Below are 1,223 nucleotides of genomic sequence, written 5' to 3' on the forward strand. Positions count from 1 at the left end.
TGCGCCCTTGTATCTTCAACCCACCAGCGATGGGCTGGTGATCCGGGGGCACTCGGATCGGTGCAGGGAGAGACTGTTTGCGCCCTGAGACTGCGAGTCTGAAACGTAGATGAGCTCCCTGCACCGCCACGACTTTCAAGGCCGAACGGTATCTTGAGCCGCCTCTGGCGAAGCTCGTATTCACAAGGTTGGCCCGGGTCGTTTGCTGCAGTGCCGTCGCGCGAGATCGGGAGCACTTGCTATGAACCCACTGGGCGTGGATATCGCCAAACGCACGTTTGCTGTCGCGCTGCTGCGCGATGGCAAGTTCAAGAACAAGACGTTCGCCAACACCCCGCACGGCTTTCAGGCGTTGGCCGGTTGGCTATCCAGTCTGGACGCGGGCCGCGTCCACGTCGGCCTGGAAGCAACCAGTACGTATGGCGAGGCATTATCGGAATGGCTGTTCGCTGCCGGCCACCGCGTCAGCGTGATCAATCCCGCTCAGATCAAGGCCTTTGGGATGAGCCTGGGCACGCGCAACAAGACCGATCCTGACGATGCCCGGGTCATTGCCCGCTTCGTCCTGGCGCAGTCTCCACCGGAGTGGATCCCGGCGCCCCCAGAGGTACGCCAGCTACGCGAAATGGTCCGGCGATTGGATGCGGTGATGGCCATGCGCGAACAGGAAACCAATCGGCTGGAGACCGTTTCGGATCCGATGGTTCGACGCAGTATTCAGGAACACATCGACTTCCTGGATGCCCAGATCAAGCACCTGCGTGAGGACATTGATGACCATATCGACCGGCACCCGGGCGTGCGTGAGCAACATGCGCTGATTCAGAGCATTCCGGGGATCGGTTCACTGACCGCCAGCCGGATGATCGGTCTGCTGCCGCCACTCTCCGGATTTCGTTCGGCCCGCCAGCTCGCCGCCTACGCCGGCCTGACCCCCGCGCGGCGGGAGTCAGGACATTCCGTACGCGGCCACAGTGCGCTGAGCAAACGTGGGCCCGCTGACGTACGCAAAGCGCTCTACATGCCCGCGTTGGTCGCCCGCAATCGCAATCCGGTCATCCACGCCTTCTGCCAGCGTCTGGCCCAAGCCGGCAAGACACCCATGCAGCAGATCGGCGCCGCCATGCGCAAGCTGTTGCACCTGATCTTTGGCGTGGTGAAATCCGGCCGGCCGTTCGATCCAAACTACTTGCCCGGCAGTTGACGGCCAAGACGGTATCTAC

The 1,223-nt window shown here is 62.4% G+C and carries 1 protein-coding gene; it reads left to right on the top strand.

What is annotated here, in order from left to right:
* The first annotated feature begins 241 nt into the window (after positions 1-241).
* The gene (locus tag EER27_RS16775) at positions 242-1,204 is read left to right on the top strand and encodes an IS110 family RNA-guided transposase (protein ID WP_123089286.1); all 963 of its coding nucleotides are present in this window, start codon (positions 242-244) and stop codon (positions 1,202-1,204) included.
* Positions 1,205-1,223 lie beyond the last annotated feature (19 nt).

It is taken from the genome of Montanilutibacter psychrotolerans (assembly GCF_003719825.1).
GTDB classification, from domain to species: Bacteria; Pseudomonadota; Gammaproteobacteria; order Xanthomonadales; family Xanthomonadaceae; genus Montanilutibacter; species Montanilutibacter psychrotolerans.